This is a genomic window from Halomonas sp. A11-A (genome assembly GCF_003182195.1).
GTDB lineage: Bacteria > Pseudomonadota > Gammaproteobacteria > Pseudomonadales > Halomonadaceae > Halomonas > Halomonas alkalicola.
Genome location: NZ_QGTM01000012.1, coordinates 24,812 through 51,190, shown reverse-complemented (window position 1 = coordinate 51,190; position 26,379 = coordinate 24,812). Strand labels below are relative to the sequence as shown.

The 26,379-nt window shown below is 69.2% G+C and carries 24 protein-coding genes; 16 read left to right on the top strand and 8 right to left on the bottom strand.

The features are described from left to right. Nucleotides 1-42 precede the first annotated feature (42 nt). The 6 genes from DER72_RS09755 to DER72_RS09730 all read left to right on the top strand — a co-directional run bounded on the left by DER72_RS09755 (nt 43) and on the right by DER72_RS09730 (nt 9,608). Nucleotides 43-1,725, top strand: coding sequence for an AMP-binding protein (locus DER72_RS09755; RefSeq protein WP_110069802.1), 1,683 nt, complete (start codon nt 43-45; stop codon nt 1,723-1,725). A 149-nt stretch (nt 1,726-1,874) separates the two neighbouring features. Next, a complete protein-coding gene (gene hrpA / locus DER72_RS09750; RefSeq protein ID WP_375153270.1) occupies nt 1,875-5,906 on the top strand; it encodes an ATP-dependent RNA helicase HrpA in 4,032 nt (1,343 codons plus the stop codon). A gap of 65 nt (nt 5,907-5,971) precedes the next feature. After that, nucleotides 5,972-7,084 carry a beta-ketoacyl-ACP synthase III gene (locus tag DER72_RS09745; protein ID WP_110069801.1) on the top strand — a complete coding sequence of 371 codons (1,113 nt, stop codon included), beginning with the start codon at nt 5,972-5,974 and terminating at the stop codon, nt 7,082-7,084. A 43-nt stretch (nt 7,085-7,127) separates the two neighbouring features. Further along, nucleotides 7,128-7,913, top strand: coding sequence for a VacJ family lipoprotein (locus DER72_RS09740; RefSeq protein WP_110069800.1), 786 nt, complete (start codon nt 7,128-7,130; stop codon nt 7,911-7,913). Nucleotides 7,914-7,924: 11 nt separating this feature from the next. Further along, complete coding sequence (locus DER72_RS09735) at nt 7,925-9,112, top strand: PP2C family protein-serine/threonine phosphatase (RefSeq protein ID WP_110069799.1); 1,188 nt, start codon at nt 7,925-7,927, stop codon at nt 9,110-9,112. Then, entirely contained in the window at nt 9,099-9,608 is a 510-nt protein-coding gene (locus tag DER72_RS09730; protein WP_110069798.1) for an STAS domain-containing protein, read from the top strand. The genes DER72_RS09735 and DER72_RS09730 overlap by 14 nt, the downstream gene beginning before the upstream one ends. Nucleotides 9,609-9,653: 45 nt before the next feature. Here DER72_RS09730 and tal read toward each other — a convergent pair whose 3' ends face one another. Beyond that, on the bottom strand, nt 9,654-10,592 hold the full coding sequence (gene tal, locus DER72_RS09725) for a transaldolase (protein ID WP_110069797.1): 939 nt from the start codon (nt 10,590-10,592) through the stop codon (nt 9,654-9,656). Between the two features lie 137 nt (nt 10,593-10,729). Here tal and DER72_RS09720 point away from each other — a divergent pair, with 137 nt between their 5' ends. The 8 genes from DER72_RS09720 (at nt 10,730) to DER72_RS09685 (ending at nt 18,391) form a co-directional block, all read left to right on the top strand. Then, complete coding sequence (locus DER72_RS09720) at nt 10,730-11,914, top strand: Bcr/CflA family multidrug efflux MFS transporter (protein ID WP_110069796.1); 1,185 nt, start codon at nt 10,730-10,732, stop codon at nt 11,912-11,914. Between the two features lie 77 nt (nt 11,915-11,991). Continuing rightward, the gene (locus tag DER72_RS09715) at nt 11,992-12,726 is read left to right on the top strand and encodes a sulfite exporter TauE/SafE family protein (RefSeq protein ID WP_110069795.1); all 735 of its coding nucleotides are present in this window, start codon (nt 11,992-11,994) and stop codon (nt 12,724-12,726) included. Between the two features lie 145 nt (nt 12,727-12,871). Next, nucleotides 12,872-13,885, top strand: coding sequence for a substrate-binding domain-containing protein (locus tag DER72_RS09710; RefSeq protein ID WP_110069794.1), 1,014 nt, complete (start codon nt 12,872-12,874; stop codon nt 13,883-13,885). A 74-nt stretch (nt 13,886-13,959) separates the two neighbouring features. Then, nucleotides 13,960-15,333: a phosphate ABC transporter permease subunit PstC gene (pstC, locus tag DER72_RS09705; protein WP_110069793.1), complete on the top strand. Its 1,374-nt coding sequence runs from the start codon at nt 13,960-13,962 to the stop codon at nt 15,331-15,333. Between the two features lie 6 nt (nt 15,334-15,339). Next, entirely contained in the window at nt 15,340-16,704 is a 1,365-nt protein-coding gene (pstA, locus tag DER72_RS09700; protein WP_110069792.1) for a phosphate ABC transporter permease PstA, read from the top strand. Beyond that, nucleotides 16,705-17,529 carry a phosphate ABC transporter ATP-binding protein PstB gene (pstB, locus tag DER72_RS09695; protein WP_110069791.1) on the top strand — a complete coding sequence of 275 codons (825 nt, stop codon included), beginning with the start codon at nt 16,705-16,707 and terminating at the stop codon, nt 17,527-17,529. Between the two features lie 10 nt (nt 17,530-17,539). After that, nucleotides 17,540-18,010 carry an arsenate reductase ArsC gene (locus tag DER72_RS09690; protein ID WP_110069790.1) on the top strand — a complete coding sequence of 157 codons (471 nt, stop codon included), beginning with the start codon at nt 17,540-17,542 and terminating at the stop codon, nt 18,008-18,010. A gap of 33 nt (nt 18,011-18,043) precedes the next feature. Then, a complete protein-coding gene (locus tag DER72_RS09685; protein WP_110069789.1) occupies nt 18,044-18,391 on the top strand; it encodes a metalloregulator ArsR/SmtB family transcription factor in 348 nt (115 codons plus the stop codon). On the opposite strand, the gene DER72_RS09680 is transcribed toward DER72_RS09685, so the two are convergent. The 5 genes from DER72_RS09680 to arsB all read right to left on the bottom strand — a co-directional run bounded on the left by DER72_RS09680 (nt 18,392) and on the right by arsB (nt 22,758). Further along, the gene (locus tag DER72_RS09680) at nt 18,392-18,625 is read right to left on the bottom strand and encodes a thioredoxin family protein (RefSeq protein ID WP_110069788.1); all 234 of its coding nucleotides are present in this window, start codon (nt 18,623-18,625) and stop codon (nt 18,392-18,394) included. It lies immediately after the preceding gene. Nucleotides 18,626-18,653: 28 nt separating this feature from the next. After that, on the bottom strand, nt 18,654-19,997 hold the full coding sequence (locus tag DER72_RS09675; protein WP_110069787.1) for a permease: 1,344 nt from the start codon (nt 19,995-19,997) through the stop codon (nt 18,654-18,656). A 93-nt stretch (nt 19,998-20,090) separates the two neighbouring features. Next, complete coding sequence (locus tag DER72_RS09670; RefSeq protein WP_110069786.1) at nt 20,091-21,311, bottom strand: MFS transporter; 1,221 nt, start codon at nt 21,309-21,311, stop codon at nt 20,091-20,093. 47 nt (nt 21,312-21,358) lie between these two features. Then, a complete protein-coding gene (locus tag DER72_RS09665; RefSeq protein ID WP_110069785.1) occupies nt 21,359-21,643 on the bottom strand; it encodes a CC/Se motif family (seleno)protein in 285 nt (94 codons plus the stop codon). 20 nt (nt 21,644-21,663) lie between these two features. Further along, nucleotides 21,664-22,758 (bottom strand): ACR3 family arsenite efflux transporter, encoded by a 1,095-nt coding sequence (gene arsB, locus DER72_RS09660; protein WP_110069784.1) that lies wholly within the window; start codon nt 22,756-22,758, stop codon nt 21,664-21,666. Between the two features lie 119 nt (nt 22,759-22,877). On the opposite strand from arsB, the gene DER72_RS09655 reads away from it, so the two are divergent. Together DER72_RS09655 and fetB are read left to right on the top strand one after the other, a co-directional pair. Then, nucleotides 22,878-23,501 carry an ATP-binding cassette domain-containing protein gene (locus DER72_RS09655; RefSeq protein ID WP_258306262.1) on the top strand — a complete coding sequence of 208 codons (624 nt, stop codon included), beginning with the start codon at nt 22,878-22,880 and terminating at the stop codon, nt 23,499-23,501. After that, nucleotides 23,492-24,295: an ABC transporter permease gene (fetB, locus tag DER72_RS09650; protein WP_110069783.1), complete on the top strand. Its 804-nt coding sequence runs from the start codon at nt 23,492-23,494 to the stop codon at nt 24,293-24,295. Before DER72_RS09655 ends, fetB begins: the two co-directional genes overlap by 10 nt. Here fetB and DER72_RS09645 read toward each other — a convergent pair whose 3' ends face one another. Both DER72_RS09645 and DER72_RS09640 read right to left on the bottom strand, forming a co-directional pair. After that, nucleotides 24,296-25,069: an alpha/beta fold hydrolase gene (locus DER72_RS09645; RefSeq protein ID WP_110069782.1), complete on the bottom strand. Its 774-nt coding sequence runs from the start codon at nt 25,067-25,069 to the stop codon at nt 24,296-24,298. It lies immediately after the preceding gene. Then, nucleotides 25,069-26,256 carry an acetyl-CoA C-acyltransferase gene (locus DER72_RS09640; RefSeq protein WP_110069781.1) on the bottom strand — a complete coding sequence of 396 codons (1,188 nt, stop codon included), beginning with the start codon at nt 26,254-26,256 and terminating at the stop codon, nt 25,069-25,071. The genes DER72_RS09645 and DER72_RS09640 overlap by 1 nt, the downstream gene beginning before the upstream one ends. Nucleotides 26,257-26,379: the final 123 nt, after the last annotated feature.

Here is a 26,379-nt window from a genome sequence, read left to right as displayed (position 1 = left end):
ACAAGCGCCGGTGGTCCATCGGCGACTCAGCGGAGAGACGTGATGAGTGAGCATGCCAACGCCCCGATCCTGTCCGGCCCCGAGCTCAAGGGGATGGAAGAGTACGGTTCGGTCAACGATGTCTTCCAGGCAGCGGTCAAGCGCTATGCCGACAAGCCGGCCTTCAGCTGCATGGGACAGACCCTGAGCTTCGCCGACCTGGATCGCCTCTCCGGCGATTTCGCCGCCTGGCTGCAGCACGAGACGACCCTGCAGCCCGGCGACCGCATCGCTATCCAGCTGCCCAACGTGCTGCAGTTCCCGGTGGCGGTGTTCGGCGCCATGCGGGCGGGCATGGTGGTGGTCAACACCAACCCGCTCTATACCGAGCGGGAGATGGCCCACCAGTTCAAGGATTCCGGCGCCAAGGCAATCGTGATCCTGGCCAACATGGCCGACAAGCTCGAGAAGATCCTCGACCGCACCGATATCCAGCACGTGGTGGTGACCCAGCTCGGTGACCTGCACGGCTTCCCCAAGCGTCCGCTGATCAACCTGGTGGTCAAGCACGTCAAGAAGATGGTGCCCGCCTATCGGCTGCCCGGCCACACGCCGTTCCGGCAGACGCTGAAGGAGGGGGCCGCCCGCCAGCACCGCGACGTCAAGCGCGAGCTGGATGACATCGCGGCCCTGCAGTACACCGGGGGCACCACGGGCCTGGCCAAGGGCACCATGCTGACCCACCGCAACCTGGTCGCCAACATGCTCCAGGCCGGGGAGGCGATCGGCAAGGGGCTCAACAACGGCGAGGAGGTGGTGATCGCGCCGCTGCCGGTCTACCACATCTACACCTTCACGGTGAACTGCCTGTTCCTGATGGAGACCGGCAACCACTCGATCCTGATCACCAATCCGCGCGATCTGCCCAACTTCGTCAAGGAGCTCAAGGGGCTCCAGTTCACCGCCTTCATTGGCCTGAATACCCTGTTCAACGCCCTGTGCAACCGCGAGGACTTCCGCGCCCTGGACTTCTCTAAGCTGCACCTGACCATCTCCGGCGGCATGGCGCTGACCAAGGCGGCGGCGGAGCGCTGGAAGGAGGTCACCGGCTGCGACATCGCCGAGGGCTACGGGCTCACCGAGACCTCGCCGGTGGTCAGCTTCAACCCGGTCGACGCCATCCAGCTCGGCACCATCGGCAAGCCGGTGGCCGGTACCCGGGTCAAGGTGGTGGATGCCGACGGCAACGACCTGCCCTTCGGCGAGCCGGGCGAGCTCTGCGTGCAGGGGCCCCAGGTGATGAAGGGCTACTGGAACCGCGACGACGAGACCATCAAGGTGATCGACGACGACGGCTGGTTCCACACCGGCGACATCGCGGTGCTCCAGGAGGATGGCTACATCCGCATCGTCGACCGCAAGAAGGACATGATCCTGGTCTCGGGCTTCAACGTGTACCCCAACGAGGTGGAGGATGTCGTCGCCACCCATCCGGGCGTGCTGGAGTCCGCGGCGGTCGGCGTGGAGGACGAGAGCAGCGGCGAGGCGATCAAGCTCTTCGTGGTGCCACGCACGGATGACCTCGACCCCGACGAGCTGCGCGCCTGGTGCAAGAAGGAGCTGACCGGCTACAAGGTGCCCAAGTACGTGGAGCTGCGCGACGAGCTCCCGAAAACGAATGTCGGCAAGGTGCTGCGCCGTCAGCTGCGCGATGAGGAGCGCGAGAAGGCCAAAGCCGCCTCCTGAATCGTCGATAGCCGCTGCCTGGCAAGGCCATAGTCAGCCTCAATGGCTCGGATTAGGCGCTGCCCTGGCGGCGGCGTTACAATGATCTGCCCGTTCCGGCTTGCCGGTGCGGGCAGTTTTCCTTATTGCCCTCCACCCCCGGAGCCGCCGTGTCCGACGTGACCATCGACCCTTCTCTCGCCACCGATGCCCTGACCGATGCCGACCGCCTGCGCGCCCTGCGCCAGGCCCTCGACGGCGTGCTGCTGCGCGACCGCGCGTCGCTCGACAAGCGCCTGCACGGCCTGGCGCGGCGGCTGAAGAAGGGCAAGCCGGTGGATCGCGGCCTGGGCGAGGTGGAGCAGGCCGTGGCGCGCTCCCGGGAGGCGGTGGCGCGACGTGCGGCCCGCCCGGTGACGCTCAACTATCCCCCCGAGCTGCCGGTGGTGGAGCGCCGCGAGGAGATCCTCGACGCCCTGCGCGACCACCAGGTGGTGGTGGTGGCCGGCGAGACCGGCTCCGGCAAGACCACCCAGCTGCCCAAGATCTGCCTGGAGCTGGGGCTGGGGCGCCGCGGCTTGATCGGCCACACCCAGCCGCGGCGGCTGGCGGCGCGCTCGGTGGCCGCGCGGCTGGCCGAGGAGCTCGAGACCCCGCTGGGCGAGCAGGTGGGCTACCAGGTGCGCTTCACCGACCAGAGCAGCGACGACACCCTGGTCAAGTTGATGACCGACGGCATCCTGCTGGCGGAGACCCGCCACGATCCCGACCTCACCCGCTATGAGGCGATCATCATCGACGAGGCCCACGAGCGCAGCCTCAACATCGACTTCCTGCTCGGCTACCTGAAGCGTCTGTTGCCCCGTCGCCCCGACCTCAAGGTGATCATCACCTCGGCCACCATCGACGTGACCCGCTTCGCCGAGCATTTCGCGCTGCCGGGCCAGGATGGCGAGGTCACGCCGGCCCCCGTGGTGGAGGTCTCCGGGCGCACCTACCCGGTGGAGGTGCGCTACCGGCCGCTGGCGCGCGAGGCCGACGACGAGGAGGATCGCACCCTGCAGGAGGGCATCCTGCAGGCGGTGGAGGAGATCGAGCGCATCGAGCGCGACAAGCGCTGGCTCCATGGCCCCCGCGACATCCTGGTGTTCCTGCCCGGGGAGCGGGAGATCCGCGAGACCGCCGACACCCTGCGCCGGGCCGACCTGCGCGGCACCGAGATCCTGCCGCTCTACGCTCGCCTCTCCAATGCCGAGCAGAATCGCGTCTTCGCTCCCCACGCCGGGCGGCGCATCGTGTTGGCCACCAACGTCGCCGAGACCTCCCTGACCGTGCCAGGGATCCGCTACGTGATCGACCCGGGCCTGGTGCGCATCAGCCGCTACAGCTACCGGGCCAAGATCCAGCGCCTGCCGGTGGAGCCGATCAGCCAGGCCAGCGCCGACCAGCGCAAGGGTCGCTGCGGCCGGGTGGCCGAGGGGGTCTGCATCCGCCTCTACGACGAGGAGGACTTCCTCTCCCGTCCGGCGTTCACCGACCCGGAGATCCGGCGCACCAACCTGGCTTCGGTGATCCTCTCGATGCTGTCGCTGAAGCTCGGTGACATCGAGGATTTCCCCTTCGTCGACCCGCCCGACTCGCGCTTCGTCAGCGACGGTTTCCGACTGCTCTTCGAGCTGGGTGCGGTGGATGCCGGCAATCGGCTGACGCCCATCGGGCGCAAGCTGGCGCGGCTGCCCATCGACCCGCGTCTGGCCCGCATGGTGCTGGCTGGCGCCGAGCAGGGCGGACTGCGCGAGGTGCTGATCGTGGTCGCCGGCCTGGCGGTCCAGGACCCCCGCGACCGCCCGGCGGAGAAGCGCCAGGCGGCCGACCAGGCCCACCGGCGCTGGCAGGACCCGGACTCCGACTTCATGGCCCTGCTCAACCTGTGGGACGGCTTCGAGGCGGCCCGGGAGTCGCTCTCCGGCAACCGACTGCGCCGCTGGTGCAAGGACCACTACCTGAACTACCTGCGCCTGCGCGAGTGGCACGACACCTTCCGCCAACTGCGCCAGCTGCTGCGCGACATGGAGATCGAGGTGCCGCCGCCGGCGCCGCGGCCCGCCCCCGAGGAGGGTGATGCCGAGCAGGCACGCCAGGAGGCCCGCCGCCGCCATGCCGCCACCCTGCACCGGGCGCTGCTGCCGGGGCTGCTGTCGCACCTGGGGCTTGCCACCGAGAACCGCGAGTACCTGGGGGCGCGCAACCGCAAGTTCGTCATCCACCCCGGCTCCGGGCTGGCCAAGAAGTCGCCCAAGTGGCTGATGGCCTTCGAGCTGGTCGAGACGACGAAACTCTTCGCTCGCACCGTGGCGAAGATCGACCCCCAGTGGATCGAGCCGGTGGCCGGCCACCTGGTCAAGCGCAGCTACGCCGAGCCCCACTGGGAAATGAAGCGTGCCCAGGTGGTGGCCAAGGAGCAGGTGACCCTGTTCGGCCTGCCCATCGTGGCCGGGCGGCGGGTCCACTACGGCCCTATCGCGCCCGCCGAGGCCCGCGAGCTCTTTATCCGCCGCGCCCTGGTGGAGGGGGAGTTCCGCACCCGCGGCGAGTTCTTTGCCCACAACCGGGCGCTGGTGGAGGAGGTCGAGGACCTGGAGGATCGTGCCCGGCGCCGCGACATCCTGGTGGACGAGGAGACGCTGTTCGCCTTCTACGACGAGCGCCTTCCCGAGGGCATCCACAACGGCAAGGGCTTCGAGGCGTGGCGCAAGCAGGCCGAGGCCCAGGACCCGGACGTGCTCAAGTTCGACCGCGCCGCGCTGCTGGCCCGGGAGGCCAGCGAGGTCACCGAGCGGGACTACCCGGACGAACTGGTGCTCGGCGGAGTGCGCTACCCGCTGGCCTATCACTTTGCGCCCGGCGCGCCCGACGATGGCGTGACCCTTACCGTGCCGGCGGCCATGCTGCCCCAGCTGCCGCTGGCGCGGCTCGAGTGGCTGGTGCCGGGGCTGCTGCGCGAGAAATGCATCGCCCTGATGAAATCGCTACCCAAGGCGGTGCGCCGCCAGGTGGTGCCGATTCCCGACTGGGTGGACGCCGCCCTGGAGGCGCTGGTGCCCGACGACGTGCCCCTCACCGAGGCGCTGGGCGAGTTCCTGCGCCGGCGCACCGGCGTGCGCGTCCACCCCGACGACTGGCAGCGGGACCAGCTCGAGCCCCACCTGGTGATGAACCTCAGGGTGGTGGACCATGAGGGCCGAGTGATCGGCCAGGGGCGCGACGCCCGGGCGCTGGAGCGGCGCTTCGAGGAAGCGGCGGGGCAGGGCGCCCGGGCGCTGGCCGAGGAGGTGCGGATGGAGGCGCCGGTGGCGGGGCTGCCCGAGGCGCCGCTGCCCGAGTCGCGGGTCACCTCCCAGGCGGGTATCCGCGTCGAGGCCTACCCGGCCCTGGTTGCCGACGGCGGAACCTTCCGGGTGGAACTCTTCGACCATCCCGACAAGGCCCGGGAGGCCCACCGCGATGGCGTGGTCAGCCTGGCCATGCAGCGCCTGCCCGAGGCGGTTCGGGCCATCGAGCGCCTCAAGGGGCTCGAGACCTGCGCCCTGCTGTTCGCCAAGGTGGGCAGCAAGCGCCAGCTGATCGACGACGTGGTGCGGGCAGTGTTCACCCGGGGAGTGGCGCAGGACCCGTTGCCGCGCTCGGCGGCTGAGCTCGAGGCGCGCCTGGCGGCGACCCGTGCTGAGCTGCTGCCCCGAGCCGAGGCCCTGGTCGTGACCCTGGAGGCCGCCCTCAAGGGCCACCTGGCGGTGACCAAGGCGTTGAAGGGCAACCTGAACCTGGCCCTGGCCCTGGTATACAGTGACCTCAAGGCGCAGATGGCACGGCTGGTCCACCCCGGCTTCATCAGCGAGGCGGGGGAGTGGCTCGAGGAGTACCCGCGCTACATGGAGGCGGCGCTGATCCGCCTGGAGAAGGCCCCCCTCGAGCGCATGCGCGACCAGATGCACATGCAGGAGATCCACGCCCTGGAGTCGCGCCTCGAGGCTCGTCTGCAGAGTGAACGCCGTGGCGGCATGGCGCCCCCGGCGCTGGCCGAGTTCCGCTGGTGGATCGAGGAGCTGCGCGTCTCGCTCTTCGCTCAGCAGCTGGGGACCAGATTTGCGGTCTCCGCCAAGCGCCTCGAGAAGCGCTGGGCGGAGATCACCGGGCGCCCCTGAGCGCCCGCATGCACAGCGGCCGCGACGAGCGGCCTTGGCGGCTTGGGCCGCGAAAGGGAGAGCGTATGACCAACGTCGTGATCACCGGCACAGGACTCTTCACGCCGGAGCACACCATCGACAACGATGCCCTGGTGGCCTCGTTCAATGCCTGGGTGGACGCCGAGAACGCACGCCGTGCCGAAGCCGGCATCGAGGAGCGCCTGGCGCACTCGAGCAGCGAGTTCATCGTCAAGGCCTCGGGCATCCGCAGCCGCCATGTGCTCGATGCCGAGGGCATCCTCGACCCCGAGCGCATGCGCCCTCGGCTGCGCGAGCGCAGCAACGACGAGCCCTCCATCCAGTGCGAGATGGGGGCCGTGGCGGCCCGCCAGGCCCTGGCCCGTGCCGGGGTGGAGGCCGCCGATATCGATCTCGTCATCGTCGGCTGCTCCAACCTGGAGCGCCCCTATCCGGCGGTGGCGGTGGAGCTGCAAGCCGCGCTGGGCGCCGGCGGCTACGCCTTCGACATGAACGTGGCCTGTAGCTCGGCTACCTTCGCCATCGAGACTGCGGCCAACGCCATCCGCGCCGGCAGCGCCCGCCGGGCGCTGGTGGTCAACCCGGAGATCTGCTCGGCGCACCTCAACTTCCGCGACCGCGACAGCCACTTCATCTTCGGCGACGCCTGCACCGCCATCGTGCTGGAGCGCGACGACCTGGCCACCAGTGAGGCGCGCTTCGAGATCCTCGGCACGCGCCTGGTGACGCGCTTCTCCAATGCCATCCGCAACAACGCCGGCTTTCTCAACCGGGTCACCGACGCGGACCCCCAGGCGCTGGACAAGCTCTTCGTCCAGGAGGGGCGCCGGGTCTTCAAGGAGGTCTGCCCCCTGGTGGCGGCGCTGATCGGGGCGCACCTGCAGGCGCTGGGCTTCTCCGGCGACGACCTGGCGCGGATGTGGCTGCACCAGGCCAACCGCCACATGAACGACCTGATCGCCCGCCGGGTGTTGGGCCGCGAGCCCAGCGAGCAGGAGGCGCCGATCATCCTCGACCGCTACGCCAACACCAGCTCGGCGGGCTCGATCATCGCCTTCCACCTGCACCATGATGACCTTACCGCCGGAGCGCTGGGGGTGATCTGCTCCTTCGGGGCGGGCTACAGCGCCGGCAGCGTGGTGGTGAAACGTGTCTGACGCCCAGCCAACCATTCGCGAAACGAGCCGCAAGGAGAGCAGGATGACAGCCACTACGACAGGAAGGCGGGGCAGGGCGGCGGCGGGTCTGCTGGCCGTGGCGATGCTGGCCGGCTGCGCCAGCACCGCGACCATCGAGGAGCGCCATCCCGATGACCCCTGGGAGGGCTTCAACCGGCGGGTGTTCGCCTTCAACGATGCGGTGGATCGCGCCGTGCTGAAGCCCACCGCTCGGGGCTATCGGGCGGTGACGCCCCAGCCGGTGCAGACCGGGGTGGGCAACTTCTTCTCCAACCTGGGCGAGCCGCGCACGGCGATCAACAGCCTGCTGCAGGGCAAGCCGGGCAACGCGGGCATCGCCATGTCGCGCTTCCTGATCAACACCACCGTCGGCATCGGCGGCCTATGGGACTTCGCCACCCATATGGAGATCACCGGCCGCGATGAGGACTTCGGCCAGACCCTGGCCGTGTGGGGGTGGGAGGAGTCACGCTACCTGGTGCTGCCCCTCCTGGGACCGAGCACGGTGCGCGATACCGGTGGCCTGCCCGCCGACATGTACAGCTATCCGACCACCTACATCGAGGATGACGAGACGCGCCTCGGCCTTACTGCGCTGCGCATCATCGATACCCGGGCGGGGCTGCTCGACCAGGAGGAGCTGATCCGCGGTGACCGCTACAGCTTCATCCGCGACGCCTGGCTGCAGCGGCGCCGCTTCGAGATCAGCGATGGCGAGATGGGCGATGACCCCTTCGCCATGGATGACTTCGATTTCGACGACGCCGACTTCGACGACGCCGACGTCGACGACGCCTTCTCCGACTGAGGCCCCCTACCATGGATCGTCCCAAGCAGCTGATCGGTGTGATCGATGCCCCCGGCCCGGCGCGCAACGCCCTGGCCGAGACCATCGCCCGTGACGGCCTGGCGGTGATCGCCGCCGACAGCCCCGATGAGCTGCCCCCGGAGGTCTCGCTGGTGGTGGCCCATGCGCGGGCGCTCTCCGAGGAGCAGTGGGCGCCGCTCTGCGAGCGCCTGCCGACCCTGGTGGTCAGCGACAGCCGCGAGTTCCCCGGGCTGCTCTCCGCGGTGGATGCGGGCCTGGTGGATTACATCGTCGAGCCGCTGCGCCACGGTCAGCTGCTGCGGCGGATGATCCGCAAGGTGATCGAGCTGCGCCGCCTGGAAGAGGCGCGGCGCGAGGATCAGGCGCGCCTCGAGGAGCTCAACGAGAGCCTGGAGACCCACCTGGCGATGCTGCGCCTCGACCAGCAGGCCGGCGGCCAGATCCAGCGCAAGCTGCTGCCGCCGCGTCCCCAGACCTCGGGAGGGGTCACCTGCGACTACTGGTTCGCCCCCTGGCTCTATCTTTCCGGCGATTTCCTGGATTTCCAGCGCCTGGACGAGCGCCATCTGCTGTTCTATTTTGCCGATGTCTCTGGCCATGGTACCTCCTCGGCCTTCGTCACCGTGCTGCTCAAGTACCTGGCCAACCGCTGGCAGGGCGAGTGGGACGGCACCGCGCCCGAGGCCCTGCCACCGCGCTGGCTGAACGACCTGAACCGTGAACTGCTGGACACCGGGATCGGCAAGCATGCCACCCTGTTCGTCGGGGTCATTGACCTCGAGCGCCGCTATCTGCACTATTCGCTGGGCGCACAGCTGCCGATGCCCCTGCTGGTGGCGGATGGCGAGGTCAGGCCACTGCCCGGCGAGGGCATGCCGGTAGGGCTGTTTCCCGGTGCCGACTACCCCACCCTGGGGTGTTCGCTGCCCGAGAACTTCCGCCTGTGGCTGTGTTCGGATGGAGTATTGGAATGCCTGCCGGGCGAAACGCTCGACATGCGGCTCAGGGAGCTCGAGCAGCGGGTGCTGGCCAGCGAGACGCTGGAGGACCTGCGGGCCAGTCTGGCCCTCGGCCATCTGGCCAGCGGTGACGATGTCGGTACGGATACGGCCATCGAGGCACTGCCCGACGACCTGACCATCATGATGTTGAGCGGATTTGGCAATGTTGATTCCTGAAGGACGCGTCAAGGCGGCATTCGACGCCGGTGTCTTCGTCCTCAAGCTGTGCGGCGATGTGCGCCTGACCCTCTGTGCGACCCTGGACCGTCAGGCCCAGCAGCTCGCCGAGACGCCGGGGCTCAAGACGCTGATCATCGATCTGCGCGACGCCACCAACGTGGACTCCACTGCACTGGGCTTCCTGGCCAAGGTGGCCATGGCGGTGGATGGCCGCCTGGCCGAGCGTCCCACCATCGTCGCCGACAACCCCGACATCCAGCGCATGCTGGACGTGATGGGCTTCGCCCGCTACTTCACCCAGGTGGAGGCGCCCATCACCGAGGTCTGCGAGCTATGCGACCTGCCGGAGATCCCCTGTGACGTGGAGGAGACCCGCCAGCGCATCCTCGAGGCCCACCGCATCCTGATGCGCATGAACGAGCACAACCGGGAGGAGTTCCAGCCACTGGTGGAGATGCTCGAGGCCCAGGAGGCCGCCTCCCACCCCCACTGACCCCGGCCTTCTCCTCCCGCGTCGCGCTACTTTTCCCCCGCGTCGCTACGCCCGGCGCAGCTCGCCCAGCAGCGCCTCCAGCTTGCGCTGGTCCTCCATGAACTTGCGGATGCCCTCGGCCAGCTTCTCGGTGGCCATGGCGTCCTCGTTCATCTGCCAGCGATACTCGGCTTCGTCGAGAGGCTCGAGGGCGCCGGTCTCGGCGTCCTCCGGGACCAGGCGGCGTTCGAGGGCGCCACGGCTCTCGGCCAGCTCGCCGAGCAGGGCAGGGGAGATGGTCAGGCGGTCGCAGCCGGCCAGCGCCAGGATCTCCCCGGCGTTGCGAAAGCTCGCCCCCATCACGATGGTGTGGTAGCCGTGCCCCTTGTAGTGCTCGTAGATGCGCTTGACCGACTGCACGCCGGGATCGCAGTCGCCGCTGAAGTCGGCGTCCGGCGACTGGGCCCTGTGCCAGTCCAGGATGCGCCCCACGAAGGGGGAGATCAGCGTCACCCCGGCGTCGGCGCAGGCCTGGGCCTGGGCGAAGCTGAACAGCAGGGTCAGGTTGGTGTGGATGCCCTCGCGCTCGAGCTGCTGGGCGGCGCGGATGCCCTCCCAGGTGGCGGCGACCTTGATCAGGATGCGCTCCGGCCCGATGCCGTGGCGGGCGTAGCGCTCGATCAGCGAGCGGGCCCGGGCCAGGGTGGCGTCGGTGTCGAAGGAGAGCCTGGCGCTCACCTCGGTCGAGACATAGCCCGGCACCAGGGAGCTGATCTCGCTGCCGATCTCCACCGCCACCGCGTCCAGGGCGTCATCGAGGTCCGTCGCGCGGCGGGCGATCTCGGCCAGGCGCTCGCGGCGCCCCTCCAGCTGGGCGGCCTGCAGGATCAGCGAGGGGTTGGTGGTGGCATCGGTGGGTTCGAACCGGCGGATGGCGTCGATGTCGCCGGTATCGGCGACCACGGTGGTCATCTGCCGGAGTTGCGAGAGCAGGTCGTCGGCCATGGGGTAGGGCTCCTGGGGAAAGGGGAAGATCACTCTATCAAGCCAGTATGACAGGGAACAGGGACCGGCAGGGAAGGCGACGATAGGCTATGATTAGCGGCCTATCTATGCATGCCAAGACATGCCAAGGAGTCTCCTTGACCCTCGACGCCCGACGCGTGGCGCTGCTGGTGGCCGCCAACACCGCTCTGGCGCCCTTTGCCATCGACGCCTACCTGCCCGCCATGGCGGCCCTGGCCGATGCCGTGGGCGCCAGCATCCACCATACCGAGCTCTCGCTCTCCGCCTTCCTGGCCGGTTTCGCCCTCGGCCAGCTGCTGTTCGGGCCGCTCTCCGATCGCATCGGCCGCAAGCCCGTCCTGCTCGGCGGCCTGGTGGTCTTCCTGCTGGCGAGCCTGGCCATCACCACGGTGGGCTCGCTGTCCGAGCTGCTCGCCTGGCGCTTCGTCCAGGCCCTGGGCGGTGGGGCCACGGTGGTCAACTCGGCGGCCATCGTGCGCGACTGCTTCAGCGGCCGCGAAGCGGCCAAGGTGATGTCCACCATGGCGATCATCATGCTGCTGGCCCCGCTGGTGGCCCCGCTGGTGGGCAGCGGCCTGCTCTATCTGGGCGAGTGGTGGCTGATCTTCGTCTTCCTGGCGGTCTATGCCGCCTTCCTGATGTGGTTGCTGGGTACCCGCTTGCCGGAGACCCGGGCCCCGGGGTCGCCCGTCGCCTCGCCGCGCCAGGTACTGGCCAACTACGCGAGCGTGCTGTGCCACCGCGAGGCGATGGGCTATGTGTGCGCCGCCTCGATGTCGTTTGCGGGGCTCTTTGCCTTCATCACCGCCTCGCCCTTCCTCTATCTCGAGCACTTCGGGCTGGGCCCCGAGCTCTATCCGCTGGTGTTCGGGGTCAACGTGATCGCCATGGCGGCCTCCAACCGGCTCAATATTCGCCTGCTCAGATCGCGAAGCCCCCAGCAGAACCTGCGCCTGGGGCTGGCCATCCAACTGGGCGCGGCGTTGGGGCTGGTGCTGGTGGCGGCCAGCGGTCTGGCGTCGTTGTGGACCATGGTGCCGCTGATCATGGTATTCACCGGCACCATCGGCCTGGTGGCCCCCAACGCTATCTCCTCGCTGCTCGACCACTTCCAGCACATGAGCGCCACCGCGGCGGCCCTGCAGGGCAGCATCCAGTTCTCCTGCGGGGCGCTGGCCGGGGTGCTGGTGGGCGCCTTCGAGGTGGACAGCCCCTGGCCCATGGTAGGCACCATGCTGGGGGCGGCCCTGGTCGGCAACCTGGGGCTGCGCCTGCTGGCGGGGCGGGCCGGCCATGCCTGAGGCGCTGCTGGCTTGGCTCGATATGGGCCTCGGCACCTGGCTCGGCTGCGCCGTCACCTTAGCGCTGGGGGCCTGTCATGCCTGAGGCGCTGCTGGTCTGGTTCGACATGAGCCTTGCCGTCTGGCTGGGCTGCGCGGCAACGCTGGCGCTGGGGGCCTTTGTGCAGCGGGCCACCGGCTTCGGCCTGGCGGTGGTGGGGGCGCCGCTGCTGCTGTTGCTGGAGCCGCGCCTGGTGCCGGTGGTGCTGGTGCTGTTCGGTTTCACGGTGGCGCTTACCACCCTGCGCCACTACTGGCGCGAGGTGCAGCCGGGCGAGATCGCCACGGCCCTGGTGGGGCGGATTCCCGGCAACGCCCTGGGACTCTGGCTGCTGCTGGCCGCGCCCATGGCGGTGCTGGAAAAGCTCATCGCCGGCAGCGTGCTCTTCGCGGTGGCGGTGACCCTGTTCCGCTTCCGGCTGCCGGTCAATCGCGCCACCCTGTTCGGCGCCGGGGTCTTCTCGGGCATCTTCGGCACCATCGCCGCGCTGAGCGGCCCGCCCCTGGTGCTGCTGCTCCACGGCTTCTCCCCGGACCGCCTGCGCGGCACCCTCTCGGCCTTCTTCGTGGTCACCGCCCTGATGACGCTCGTCACCCTGGGCCTTGGCGGGCTGCTCCGCGCCTGGCACTTCGGCCTGGCGCTGACCTTCGCGCCGGGGGTGCTGGCCGGCAGCTGGCTGGCCGGGCGCGTCGCTCACCGCCTCGACCGCCGCCTGCTCCAGGGGGCGTCGCTTGCCCTCTGCACCCTGGCGGCGCTGGGGCTGCTGGTCTGAGCCCCGGATGACACGCAACCGACATCTTGCCGTCACAGAACTGCAATCCATGACGCGCAAACTCCTCCCTGCAAACGGCCGTTAGTGCCGAACCAGAGCCCCTGGACCTACCGTCCCGGGGCCCCATGCAGAGAGGATCCTCAAGATGAACGTCAGCAAGCGTACCCTGGGCTTCGCCCTGGCCACCGGTCTGGCCGTCGGCTTCTCCACCGCCGCCATGGCGCGTGACACCATCCAGATCGCCGGCTCATCCACCGTCCTGCCCTTCGCCAGCATCGTGGCCGAGGAGTTCGGCAACAACTTCCCGCAGTTCAATACCCCGGTGGTGGGTTCCGGCGGCTCCGGCGGCGGCCTGCGTCAGTTCTGCCAGGGCGTCGGCGAGAACACCATCGACATTGCCAACTCCTCACGGGCCATTCGCAGCGGCGAGCTCGAGAACTGCCAGTCCAACGGCGTCAACGAGGTGCTCGAGGTGATGTTCGGCTACGACGGCATCGTCTTCGCCTCTCGCGCCGACCGCGGCGCATTCGCCCTGACCCCGGCCCATGTCTTCGCCGCCGCCGCCCAGCAGGTGCGTGTCGACGGTGAGCTGGTCGACAACCCCTATACCCGCTGGTCCGAGATCGATGCCGACCTGCCGGACCAGGAGATCGTGCTGGTCATCCCGGCCTCCAACCACGGCACCCGCGAGGTGTTCGAGGAGAAGGTGCTGCACATCGGTTGCGACAGCTACGAGATGGAAGGCGACGCCTGCGACGCCCTGCGTGGCGACGGCCGCATCATCGAGATCGCCGGCGACTACACCGAGACCCTGGCGCGCCTGGACGCCGAGGCCGATGCGGTGGGCGTCTTCGGCCTGAGCTTCTACGACCAGAACCGCGACCGGCTGCAGGTGGCCACCGTGGACGGCGTGACCCCGAGCCTCGAGACCATCGGCTCCGGCGAGTACCCGGTCTCCCGCCCGCTGTTCTTCTACGTGAAGGGCGAGCACCTGGACGTGATCCCGGGCCTGGCCGAGTACACCGAGTTCTTCCTCAACGAGATGATCTCCGGCTACGGCAGCCCGCTGGAGGATGCCGGCCTGATCCCGCTGGATGACGACGAGCGGGCCGAGGCCCTGGCCCAGTTCCAGGCGCGCACCCACGTTACCGCCGAGTGACGCCCGGGTCGCCCGATGACTCACGTCCGCCGGGGTCCCGTCACGGGGCCCCGGCGCAGTGATGCGGAGAGAGGATGAATAATCTCGTACTGATCGCCATCCTGCTGATCGTCATGGCCCTGGCCTATCAGGTCGGCCTGACGCGCAGTCGCACGGTGGCAACCGACGGAGTGCGGCTGCACTCGCGTCCCGGATACTACGGCATGCTGGTGGCCCTCTGGTGCGGCCTGCCGGCCTTTGCCCTCTTCCTGCTCTGGAGTCTGGCGGGCACCTCGCTGGTGGAGCTGCTGGTGGTGCGCCAGCTGCCCCCCGAGATCGCCACGCTAGGCGAGCGGGAGCTCTCCACCTTTCTGCGCCGCGTCTCGGCGCTGGCCGCCGATCGCGCCGTCTCCGGCACGCCCAGTGAGACGGAACTGGCCGCTGCCGCCCATATGGCGAGCCTGCAGACGCTGGGGCGCATGATCACCATCGCCGCCATGGCCGTGGCCGCCGTTGCCGGCCTGGTGCTGGCCCGGGGCCGCATCTCGCCACAGCTGCGCGCCCGCAACCAGGTGGAGCGGGTGATCACCATCGCACTGGCGCTCTGTTCCGGGGTGGCCATCCTCACCACGGTGGGCATCGTGCTCTCCATGGTGGGCGAGGCGATGAACTTCTTTCGCTTTATCAGCCCGGCGGAGTTCTTCTTCGGCACCACCTGGAATCCGCGCTTCAGCACCTCCGGAGATACGGGCCAAGGGGAGTTCGGCCTGCTGCCGCTGCTGTGGGGTACCCTGATGGTCAGTGCCATCGCCCTGCTGGTGGCGGTGCCGCTGGGGCTGATGACCGCGATCTACATGGCCGAATATGCGCCGCCCTGGCTGCGCAACGTCGCCAAGCCGGTGATCGAGGTGCTCGCTGGCATCCCCACCATCGTCTACGGCTTCTTCGCCCTGATCGTGATCGGCCCCTTCCTCTCCGGGCTCGGTGACATGGTGGGCATCAGCATCCGCGCCACCAGCGCGCTCACCGCGGGCCTGGTGATGGGGATCATGATCATTCCGTTCGTCTCCTCGCTCTCCGACGACATCATCACCCAGGTGCCCAAGGCCCTGCGCGACGGGGCGCTGGGTCTCGGCGCCACCAAGTCGGAGACCATTCGGCAGGTGGTGCTGCCGGCGGCGCTCCCGGGCATTGTCGGCGCCTTCCTGCTGGCCGCCAGCCGCGCCATCGGCGAGACCATGATCGTGGTGCTGGCGGCGGGCAACAACCCGGTGCTGCACGCCAACCCCTTCGAGGCGGTCTCCACCATTACGGTGACCATCGTCAATCAGCTGACCGGCGACATGGACTTCGCCAGCCCCCAGTCGCTGGTGGCCTTCGCCCTGGGCCTGACGCTATTCGCCATCACCCTGGGGCTGAACGTCATCGCCCTGGTGGTGGTGCGCCGCTACCGGCAGCAATATGAGTAACCGCCCGTGACCACTGACACCCTCTCCATCGAAGAACGCAGCCGCCAGCGGCTGGCAACCATCGAGGCCTCCCTGGCGGGGCGCCACGCCCGCGAGCGACGCTTCCGTCGTCTGGGGCTGGCGGCGGTGGTCACCGGCATGGGCCTGGTGCTGATCCTGTTCGCCAGCATCCTCTCCCGCGGGGTGCCGGCCTTCTGGCAGGCCACCTTCCATCTGGATGTCCACTTCGACCCCGAGCTGATTCGGGTCGAGGAGAAGCCGGTGCGCGCCTCCGGCGAGAGCGCCAGTGCCTTCCGCGAGCGCGAGCTGGCCTGGATGAGCCAGGTGGGCCTGGTCAACTGGCAGCAGATCATCGATGAGGCGCTCAAGACCGAGCTCGGCGAGATCGAGGCGAGCCAGACCCGTGACCTGCGTGCCCTGATCACCTCCGGTGAGCGCTTTGCCCTGCGCGACCGCTTCATCGAGGACCCCTCGTTGCTGGGGCAGACGATCACCGTCAAGATGCTGGCCTCGGCCAACGTGGATGTGTGGCTGAAGGGCAACATCGACCGCAGCCTGCCGGATCATCAGCAGCAGCTCAGCCCCCAGACCCGGGAGTGGGCCGACGAGCTCTTCGACCGCGGGGTGATCACCAACGCCTTTAGCACCGCGCTCTTCCTCAACACCGACTCGCGCAGCTCGCCGGCCTCGGCGGGCCTGGCCGGCGCCTTCATGGGCTCGCTGTTCATGATGCTGGTAGTGATCGTGCTCTCGGTGCCGATCGGCGTGGCCAGCGCCATCTACCTGGAGGAGTTCGCACCGAAGAACCGCCTGACCGACCTGATCGAGATCAATATCAACAACCTGGCGGCGGTGCCCTCCATCGTCTTCGGCCTGCTGGGGGCGGCGATCTTCATCGGCTACCTGGGGCTGCCGCTCTCCGCGCCTCTGGTGGGTGGCTTGGTGCTGACCCTGATGACCCTGCCCACCATCATCATCGCCACCCGGGCCTCGCTGCGCTCCATTCCCGGCTCGATCCGCCAGGCGGCGCTCGGCATCGGCGCCTCGAAGGTGCAGACGGTCTTTCATCACGTGCTGCCGCTGGCGCTGCCGGGGATCCTGACCGGCTCCATCCTCGGTGTCGCCCAGGCCCTGGGCGAGACGGCGCCGCTGCTTCTGATCGGCATGAACGCTTTCGTCGCCAACGTGCCGGGCACCCCCCTGGAGCAGTCCACGGCCCTGCCGGTGCAGATCTACCTGTGGCAGGGCAACGAACTGCGCAACTTCTTCGAGGCGCGCACCTCGGCAGCCATCATCGTGCTGCTGGGCCTGATGCTGAGCCTCAATGCGCTGGCCATCTGGCTGCGCAAGCGATTCGAGACGAGGTGGTAAATGAACATGGTAACCAACACCCCGGTACCCACCGGCCTCGGAGACAGTCGGACCAGCAAGGCCTCCGATCGCATCAAGATGCGCGCCCGCGGCGTCAAGGTGCACTACGGCGAGACCGAGGCGCTCCACGGCATCGACGTAGACATCTTCGAGAACGAGGTGGTGGCCTTCATCGGCCCCTCGGGCTGCGGCAAGTCGACCTTCCTACGCTGCCTCAACCGCATGAATGACACCATCCCGGGCTGCCGGGTGGAGGGCGAGGTGACCCTGGAGGGCCAGGACATCTACGCCCCCAACCTCGATGTGGTGCTGCTGCGGGCTCAGGTGGGGATCGTCTTCCAGAAACCCAACCCCTTCCCCAAGTCGATCTACGAAAACATCGCCTACGGGCCGCGTCTGCACGGCCTCGCCCGGCGCAAGGCGGAGCTCGACGACATCGTCGAGAGCAGCCTGCGCAAGGCGGGGCTCTGGGAGGAGGTCAAGGACCGCCTCGACCAGCCCGGCACCGGCCTCTCCGGCGGCCAGCAGCAGCGCCTCTGCATTGCCCGGACCATCGCGATCAGCCCCGAGGTGATCCTGATGGACGAGCCCTGCTCGGCCCTGGACCCCATCGCCACGGCGAAGATCGAGCAGCTCATCGACGAGCTCTCCGACAGCTACACCATCGTCATGGTGACCCACAACATGCAGCAGGCCGCGCGCGTCGCCGACCGCACCGCCTTCTTCCACATGGGCGACCTGGTGGAGGTCGACAAGACCGACAGGATCTTCACCAACCCCAGCAACCAGCGCACCCATGACTACATCACCGGGCGCTTCGGCTGAGGAGAACGTGATGGGCAGGAAGCTTCAGGTGCTGTTTCTGTGCAACGCCAACTCGGCGCGCTCGCTGATGGGGGAGGCGCTGCTCAACCACATGGCCGGGGATCTCTGCGAGGCCTTCAGCGCCGGGGTGGAGCCCGATGCGCCCCACGAGCACACCCTGGCGGCGCTGCGCGAGTTCGGTATCCCGACGGAGGGCTTGGCCAGCGAGCCCATCGAGCGCTATGCCGACCGCCACTTCGATGCCGTGATGATCCTCTGCGAAAAGGCTCAGCAGCGCTGTCGCGACTGGCAGGGCAGGACGGACGAGCTGATCTACTGGGATATCCCCGATCCGCGCCTGCACGAGGGACCAACGGCCTATACCCGGGCGCTGCGCGACATTCGCGGCCGGCTGGAGCTCTGGGTGGCGGTCAAGCGCCGCCAGCAGCGGCGCGCCGAGGGCGGCGGGGTGAGCGACGGCGGAATGCCTGGGGTACCATAGCGGGCATCCCCTGCCCGATATGGTGAGCCCTCGATGATTGCACCTTCTCGCCTGTTCAAGTGCCTCGGTGACGACACCCGCCTGCTGGTGACCCTGCTGATCCGCCGGGAGGGTGAGCTCTGCGTCTGCGAGATGACCCACGCCCTGGAGGAGTCGCAGCCCAAGGTATCGCGCCACCTGGCCCAGCTGCGCGCCTGCGGCCTGCTCAACGATCGCCGCGAGGGGCAGTGGGTCTACTATCGCCTGGGCGAGGGGCTGCCGGCCTGGGTCGAGGCGGTGCTCGCCGCCGCGGAGCAGGGCGAGGCCGGGCGGCTCGCCCTGCTGCAGCAGCGCCTGGCGGGCATGGGCAACCGTCCGGAGCGGTGTGCCGCGCTCTGCTGATCACCCCTTGAGGAGCGTCTCCAGCTCCTCGGCGCTGGCCACCTTGCCCTCGGTGACCAGCTCGCCGTCGATGGCGAGGGCCGGCGTATTCATCACGCCGGCATCGATGATGGCGTTCATGTCGGTGACCTTCTCGATCTCCACCGTCATGCCCAGGGCCTCGGCGGCTTCCTGGGCGTTGGCGGTGAGCTGGTCGCACTTCTTGCAGCCCTTGCCGTAGATGCTCAGTTTCATGGGAGTCTCCTTGTGAAGTGTGTCGGTATCACGGCCACAGCTGGCCGTAGAGATAGCCGGTGAAGGTCGCCATGACCACCACCAGGGCACAGTAGACCAGGGTCTTCTGTGTGCCCATGATGGTGCGGATCACCAGCATGTTGGGCAGCGACAGGGCGGGGCCCGCCAGCAGCAGCGCCAGCGCCGGGCCCTTGCCCATGCCGTTGCCGATCAGGCCCTGGACGATGGGCACCTCGGTCAGCGTCGAGAAGTACATGAAGCCGCCCAGCAGCGAGGCGAGGAAGGTGGAGCGAAAGCTGTTGTCGCCCACCGCCAGCACCACCCACTCGGAGGGGATCAGCCCCTCCTCCCCGGGTCGGCCCAGCAGCAGCCCGGCCACGAAGACCCCGACCAGCAGCAGCGGCATGATCTGCTTGGTGAAGTCCCAGCTCTGCTCGGCCCACTCGCGGTCCTCGTCGCGCAGGGTGGCGATCAGCATCAGGCCGATGATGCCCACGGCGAAGGCCAGCTCCGGCACGCCGGGCGCCAGCAGGGCGGCGAGCACCACGGCGCCGGCCAGCGCCGCCACCTGGTGCAGCGGCCAGCCCCAGCGGCGCATCAGCAGCAGGGCGAAGAGGCCGGCGAGCACGGCGGTGATCTGCCACTTCCAGCCGTGGATGGCCATCCAGGCGGGGCTGTCGGCGACGGCCCAGTTGGCGAACACCAGGATGCCCACCATCAGCCCGAAGAAGGCGGCCACCTGGCCCAGGGGGCGGGAGAGCTCGCCCTCGAAGCCGCGGCCGTTGGCCGCCGCCCGGGCCTGCTCCTCCCGGCGATAGATCAGGTGCATGATCACCCCGATCACCACGGCGAAGATGATGGCGCCGACGGCCCGCGCCAGCCCCAGCTCCAGCCCCAGCACCTTGGCGGTGACCACGATGGCCATGATGTTGATGGCCGGCCCCGAGTAGAGGAAGGCCACCGCGGGGCCCAGGCCCGCTCCGCGCCGGTAGATGCCGCCGAACAGCGGCAGCACGGTGCAGGAGCAGACCGCCAGCAGGGTGCCGGAGACCGAGGCCATGCCGAAGGCCACCGGCTTGGGAGCACTGGGCCCCAGGTAGCGCATCACCGCGCCCTGACTCAGGTAGGTGGCCATGGCGCCGGCGATCACGAAGGCCGGGAGCAGGCAGAGGATCACGTGCTCCCGGGCGTACCAGTGGGTCAGGCGGATGCCTTCCAGCACGGCGTTGTCGAAGCGCGCCGTGCCGGCGGGCAGGAAGTAGATCAGCAGGAAGATCCCCACCACGGCCCCCAGCCAGCGGACCTGCTCGGGGTTCTCCCTGGCCATGGCCAGCAGGCGGCGGGACGGGGAGGGTGTAGCAGGCTCTGACATGGTGCGGTTCCTGGCCAGGGGGAGGTGTCACGCCCAGTGTATGCGGAAATCCATATGTCTTGCAGGTCCCGCTTGCCGCTGGGATGACCCCGGTCAAGTCCGCTGCCGGCTGGCCCCATCATCGCCCGCCGGCGTGTCCGGGAGCTCGCGCAGGCCGCGCATGGCCCAGAGCCCGAGCAGCGGACCCGGCAGCAGCCACCACAGCACCCAGCTCCCCTGCAGCCCCCACAGCGCTGTGGTGAGGGAGATGGCGGGGATGGTCAGGGCGAAGCCCACGGCGTTCATGACGGCCAGGGTGGAACCCACCCGCTCGCGCGGGGCGCTGGCCGCCGCCAGGGCCGAGAACTGCGGTGAGTCGGCGATCACCGTCAGCCCCCACAGGGCCAGCAGTCCCAGCAGCAGCCCGGGCGGCGCCCAGGGCAGCAGCGGATAGGCCAGGCAGACCAGCCCGGAGGCCGCCAGGGCCCGGCGCGCCACCCACAGGCTGCCGAGCCGACGGCTCAGGGCGCCGCCGCCGACACAGCCCGCGAGGCCAAGTGCGATCACCGCGAATGATAGCCAGGGAATCCAGGCCTCCGGGGCGCCGAGCCTCGCCACCTCCCGCGCCACCAGGAAGGGCGTCAGGGTCCAGAGCGCATAGAGCTCCCAGCAGTGGCCGAAGTAGCCACCCGCCACGGCGCGAAAGCGCCGTTCGCCCAGGGCGGCCAGGCCGTCCAGCAGGCGCGCCTTGCCGCCGGGCGGTGGCAGGTGGGGGCCGTCCCCAAGGGCGAGGATCATGGCGCCGCCCGCCAGCGCCAGGGCCGAGGCGCCCAGCAGGGGCCACTCCCAGGGCAGGCCCAGGGTGGAACCGCGCAGCAGGTGGGGCAGGGCGGTGCCCAGGGTCAGCATGCCGACGAGCCATGCCAGCGCCGCCCCGGTGTGCCTGGGCGTCCAGCCGATCACCAGCTTCATGCCCAGCGGGTAGATGCCGGCCAGGCAGAGCCCGGTGGCGAAGCGCAGCAGCAGGTCCAGGGGCGGATGGGGGGCGGCGATCACGAAGCCCGCATTGGTCAGCGCGCCGAGCAGGCAGGAGAGGGCGAAGATCCGGCTGGCCCGAAAGCGATCGGCCAGGCCGGTGGCGGCCAGGGTCAGGGTGCCGACGATAAAGCCCGCCTGGACGGTCAGGGTCAGGCGGCCCAGGTCCGCCTCGGAGAGGCCCAGGTCCCGGGAGAGCGAGAGGCCCACGCCGTTGACCGAGAACCACAGCGAGGTGCCGAACAGCTGGGCGAGCACGATGATGGCCAGGGGATGGCGCTGCCATAAGGAGGAGGTCATGTCGTGATAGTCGCCGGCGGCCCCCGGCGGGGCAAGCGCCGATCAGTTCAACCCTTCAACGGCGCGCCGTCCACGTAGAGATGGCGGAAGATCCCCCAGCCCTCCAGGTCGATGATCAGCCCCTCGTCGACCAGCTCCGGGGCGATATGGAGCCTCATGCCGTCCTGCTCGATGCGCCGGTAGCGGCTCGCATCGTCGGGCGCGACGGCATCCGCCACGGCGAGGCTCGCTATGCCGCCGCAGCAGCCGTGGCGGGGGGCGAGACGCACCGTCACCGCGCCCCCCTTGCGCTGGATGAACTCCCTTGCCCTGCGGCTGATGGCGATGGCCATGCTCTCCTCCTTGCCGGTGTTCAGCGCGCCGACTCGACGGCAGGCGAGGCGGCGGCCGGGAAGTGATGGCGGGTCCGGTTGGCGATGCGCACCAGCGCCAGCATCAGCGGCACCTCGACGAGTACCCCCACCACCGTGGCGAGCGCTGCGCCGGACTGCAGGCCGAACAGGGCGATGGCGGCGGCGACGGCCAGCTCGAAGAAGTTGCTGGCGCCGATCATCGCGCCGGGGGCCGCCACGCTGTGGGGCACCTTCCAGGCCTTGGCCCAGCCGTAGGCGATGAAGAAGATCAGCACCGTCTGGATGATCAGGGGGATGGCGATCAGCAGGATATGCAACGGGTTGGCCAGTATCACGTCGCCCTGGAAGGCGAACAGCAGCACCAGGGTCACGATCAGCCCGATGGGCGTCACCGGGCCGATACGCTTCATGAAGACGTTGTCGTACCATTCGGCGCCGCGGCGGGCGATCAAGGCGCGCCGGGTCAGGACGCCGGCGGCGAGCGGAATCACGATATAGAGAAAGACCGACAGCGCCACCGTGTCCCAGGGCACCTGAATGTTGGAGATGCCGAGCAGGAGAACCACGATGGGCGCGAAGGCGAAGAGCATGATCAGGTCGTTGAGCGACACCTGCACCAGGGTGTAGGCGGCGTCGCCCCGGGTCAGGTAGCTCCACACGAAGACCATGGCGGTGCAGGGCGCGGCCCCCAGCAGGATGGCACCGGCCAGGTACTGACTGGCCAGCTCCTCTGGAATCAACGGCCGAAACACCACCATCAGGAAGAACCAGGCGATGGCGAACATGGTGAAGGGCTTGATCAGCCAGTTCACCGTGGTGGTGATGACCAGTCCCTTCGGCTGGCGACGCACGCCGAGCACCGCGGAGAAGTCGATCTGCGCCATCATCGGGAAGATCATCGCCCAGATCAGGATTGCCACCGGGATCGACACCTGGGCCACCTCGAAGCGCGACAGCGTCTCGGGCACCGCTGGGGCGAACTGGCCGAGCAGTACCCCGGCGACGATGGCCAGGGCGACCCATACCGAGAGATAGCGCTCGAAGCGCCCCATGCCCTCGGCGACGCTGGGGGAATCGGTGGCGGTATCAGACATCGGGTACTCCTCGGATCGGGAATCTGGCGTCAATATATATGTTATTCCATATATGTATAGTCCCGACCGGCGGATTGTGCGCCTGCTATCATGCAGCCTCCTGACGTTGAGGATGCCCCGTGATCACCAGCCCGACCCTGCGACTCGAGGGTGTGGCCATCGGCACGCTCTCGGACGTGTCGCTGGCCGTCTGCCCCGGCGAAATCCACTGCCTCTCCGGCCCCAGCGGTTCCGGCAAGAGCCGGCTGCTGCGTGCCGTGGCCGACCTCGAGCCCCATGCCGGCGAGGTGTGGCTGGGGGAGGTCGCCCAGTCGTCGTTGCCCGCCCACGCCTGGCGCGCCCGGGTGATGCTGGTACCGGCGGAGAGCCAGTGGTGGGCGGACAGCGTTGGCGAGCATCTCCCCGCGCCGCCCGATGCAGAGGACCTGGCGGCGCTCGGTTTCGAGGCTGCCGTGCTGGGCTGGCAGGTGGCCCGGCTCTCCTCGGGCGAGAAGCAGCGCCTGGCGCTCCTGCGGGCCCTCGGCCAGGCGCCCTCGGCGCTGCTGCTCGATGAACCCACGGCCAACCTCGACGACGCCACCACTCGCCGGGTTGAAGAGTGGCTGGTGGGGCGAATCCGGCAGCGTGGCTGGCCGGTGATCTGGGTGGCCCACGACCGCAACCAGATCGCCCGGGTGGCGGATTGCCACTGGCACATCCACGGGACCGAGCTCCAGGCCGAGGAGATGGCGCCATGGAAGTGATACCACTGACCTGGTGGCAGCTGGCGCTGGCCGCCCTGATGGTGGTGGGGCTTGCCGGCTGTACCGCGGCCCTGCGCCTGGGGATGAGCCGCAGCCTGCTGATCGCCGCGCTGCGCACGGTGATCCAGCTGGGGCTGATCGGCCTGGTGCTGGAGGCGCTGTTTGCCGCCGAACGGCTGCTGTGGGTGGTGCTGATGGCGCTGGCCATGCTGCTGATTGCCGGCCGGGAGGTGATGGCGCGTCAGAAGCGGCGCCTGAGCGGTGGCTGGGCCTTCGGCATCGGCACCCTGGCGATGTTCCTCTCCTCGTTCACGGTGACCGTGCTGGCCCTGACCGTGATCATCGGGCCTGACCCCTGGTACCGCCCCCAGTACGCCATCCCGCTGCTGGGGATGCTGCTCGGCAATACCATGACCGGCGTGGCTCTGGCGCTGGATCGCCTCACCGACGGGGCCTGGCGCCAGCGGGCGGTGATCGAGAACCGGCTGATGCTCGGCCAGCCCTGGCAGGTGGCGATCGGGGACATCCGCCGCGAGGCGATGCGCAGCGGCCTGATGCCGATGATCAACGCCATGGCCGCCGCCGGGGTGGTCAGCCTGCCCGGCATGATGACCGGCCAGATCCTGGCCGGCACCGCCCCGGGGCTGGCGGTGAAGTACCAGATCCTGATCATGTTCGCGATCACCCTGGGCACCGGTTTCGGCACCCTGGCGGCGGTGGCCGCGGGCAGCCGGCGGCTCTTCGACGGCCGGGAGCGGCTGCGCCTCGACCGCCTGGTGGCGCCGCGCCGCTGATCAGCGAGCGGAGAGGAACTCCGCCACGATGGCGGCGAGTGTCTCCGGGCACTCCCGGTGAGGCACATGCCCGCAGGGCAGGATCGACGGTTCGGCAGGGCCCGGGGTCAGGGCGGCGATTCGTCGAGGCTGGTCCAGGGAACCGTACTCGTCGTGTTGGCCGTGGATGGCCAGCGTGGGGCAGCGCACCCGCGCCAGGGCATCATCCAGGCACCAGTGGCGGAAGGCCTCGGAGTGCCAGGTGTCCACCCAGGCGCGCAGCACCCACTCGGCCTTGTCGCCGTGGTACCTGGCCAGACGGGCCATGGCATCCGGTTCGGTAAAGGTCGCCTCGGCTTCGCGGATGCCGGCCAGGGTGCGGGGCTCGATGAAGGCTTGGGCCGCTACCGTGACCAGTGTCTCGCAGCGGTCGGCGTGCCGGCCGGCGATCTCGACTGCCATGCCGCCGCCGACGCTATGGCCGAGCAGCACGAAGCGGTCGAGCGCGAGCCCCTCGCGCAGGGCGGCGAAGGCACCCGAGGCCTCGTCGGTGATAAAGCTCGAGGGCTGCTGACCCGGAAACGGCGCCGAGCGTCCATAGCCCAGGCGGTCGTAGGCGATCACCTCGCGGCCGGTGGTGTCGGCCAGCAGGGCAGGAAAGGCACGCCACAGCGCCACGCAGCCCAGCGAATCATGCAGTAGCACGATGGGGCTGCGCGCCGCGTCAGGCGTATCTGGACGCCAGCGGGCGGCATGAATGCCGCCCGCCGGGGTCTCGAGGGTGAAGGCCTCCATCAGTCGATCAGCTCGACCGCCACCGCGGTGGCCTCGCCGCCGCCGATGCACAGGCTGGCGATGCCGCGCTTGCCGCCGCGGGTGCGCAGGGCGTGGATCAGGGTGGCGATGATGCGCGAGCCGGTGGAGCCGATGGGGTGGCCCTGGGCGCAGGCGCCGCCGAAGACGTTGACCTTGTCGTGGGGGATGTCGAGCCCGTCCATGGCCAGCAGGGTGACCACTGCGAAGGCCTCGTTGATCTCGAACAGATCGACGTCGTCCACCGTCCAGTCGAGCTTCTTCATCAGCTTGTCGATGGCGCCCACCGGGGCGATGGTGAACTCGCTGGGGTGCTGGGAGTGGGTGCTGTGGCCGAGCATCCGGGCCAGCGGCCTGGCGCCCAGGCGTTCGGCGGCGGTGGCACTGGCCAGGATCAGTGCCGAGGCGCCGTCGGAGATGGAGCTGGAGTTGGCCGCGGTGATGGTGCCCTCCTTGGCGAAGGCGGGACGCAGCGTGCGGATCTTGTCCAGCTTGGCCTGGAAGGGCTGCTCGTCGTGGTTCACCACGCTCTCGCCCTGGCGGGTGGTGACGGTGACCGGGGCCATCTCGGCGTCCAGGTGGCCGGCATTGGTGGCCGCCATGGCGCGCTCGAGCGAAGCGATGGCGAAGTCGTCCAGGCGCTCGCGGCTGTAGTCGCGGGCGGTGGCGACGTCCTGGGCGAACACTCCCATCAGCTTGCCGGTCTCGGCATCCTCCAGGCCATCCAGGAACATGTGGTCCTTGAGCTCGCCGTGGCCCAGGCGGTAGCCGGTACGTGCCTTGGTCAGCACGTGGGGAGCGTTGGACATGGACTCCATGCCGCCGGCCAGCATCACCTCGCCGCTGCCGGCACGGATCAGGTCGTGGGCCAGCATGGTGGCCTTCATGCCGGAACCGCACAGCTTGTTGATGGTGGTGGCGCCGATGGCATCGGGGATGCCGGCCTGGCGCATGGCCTGGCGGGCCGGGCCCTGCTTGACGCCGCCGGGCAGCACGCAGCCCAGGATGCCCTCGTCGATGGCGGAGGCCTCGATGCCGGCGCGCTCGATGGCGGCGCGGATGGCGACGGCGGCCAGCTCCGGCGCGGTCATGGTCGACAGGCTGCCGAGCATGCCCCCCATGGGGGTGCGGGCGGCGGAGAGGAAGACGATATCGCTGGAGTGGCTCATGGTGGTTCTCCCGGTGTGGCGTGCGGTTCCCGGTGGAGCCGCCTTGTGATGGTAAGTCGAGATCGCGGGTTGGCCCGCGCTGCGTTGACCCGCTGGCGGGGCTGTGCTTTTCTCAGGGTCAAC